A 1,136-nucleotide genomic window follows, 5' to 3' on the forward strand; every position below is an offset into this window, starting at 1 on the left:
TAGGTATAAATTGAAGGAATAGAAGTAAATTTATATAACGTATTGAGAAATAATGTTAAAGCCTGTCAATGCCATGAATAACATAAGTAATCAGGCTAAATACAGGCTAAATAGAAGAAACAAAAAATAGTTATCTTTCTTCTTTATCTAACAAAATGTAATCACCAATAATCAAAGCGCATAACTGACACTGTTGCTGTATTTCTTCATTTGTTGGCGAGTAATCAGGAGTGACCAATGCTTTCATAAAGAAATTTGTTTTTAACATCTCAAGAAAAAAACCTGCAATATAGCGTAGTTGTTCAAAATTTAAGTTAATGTCTTCTCGTTTTTCGAGTTCTTGAGCCAAATATTTATAGCTATTTTCAGGTGCGAGTTGGTTAAACAATTGCCCTAACATTGGAAAATGTACTGATTCTGCAATAACTAAACGATAAAGACCCATTGTTTTTGGCTCGAGAAGTTTATTGATGAATGAAAATCCAAAGTGTTCTAGGAGTTGATGTACTGTTTTATATTCCAGAATATTACTTTTGACTTTAATAAAAATATCATCAATAAGGCTTTTAATTACTGCTGAAAATAATCCTTCTTTATTCTTAAAGTGATGATAAAGCGTTGAGCGAGAACCACCTGATTTTTCAATAATCATATCAAGAGATGTTTTTTCATAACCATAGGTCAAAAAGCAGTCTATAGCGGCGTTGATCATCGCTTGGGTACGTTGATGACCTTTTTTCGTTAGTTTAGGTTTTTTTTTATGTTCCATAATATTTAAGAAAATGAGTTGCTAAATAAGTAATGTGTTTTTTAGTATAACATTGAAAATCAGTCGCTCTATTCAATAACAAGACCAACTTCGCTATCTATATATAATAAAATAGGATGAAAAAAGTCTGTAAGACTAAAGAGAGAAGCTCATTTGCTATAAATAATAGAGAAGAATTTAAAAAGAGTTTGTTGTGTTTGGTGTTTTTTTATTCTCTTAGTGGTTGTAATTTATGCTTTAATAATCAAATTGATGATTAAGTACGCTATCAGAACAATTTTTTAAAAAAACTATTGCCACACTCAGAAAACTCCCTATAATGCGTCCTCGTTGTCACGGCACAGGGCGCTAAGCGAACTGACTGAGG

1 protein-coding gene is annotated in these 1,136 nt (G+C 31.0%); it reads right to left on the reverse strand.

What is annotated here, in order from left to right:
- Positions 1-130 precede the first annotated feature (130 nt).
- Positions 131-769, reverse strand: a complete 639-nt coding sequence (locus M983_RS16550; RefSeq protein ID WP_066753608.1) for a TetR/AcrR family transcriptional regulator — start codon at positions 767-769, stop codon at positions 131-133.
- Positions 770-1,136 lie beyond the last annotated feature (367 nt).

This window comes from Proteus myxofaciens ATCC 19692 (genome assembly GCF_001654855.1).
Lineage (GTDB): Bacteria > Pseudomonadota > Gammaproteobacteria > Enterobacterales > Enterobacteriaceae > Proteus > Proteus myxofaciens.

Excerpts from the sequence above, each read along its gene's own strand:
- M983_RS16550 (WP_066753608.1), bottom strand. The coding sequence starts at position 769 with ATGGAACATAAAAAAAAACCTAAACTAACGAAAAAAGGTCATCAACGT.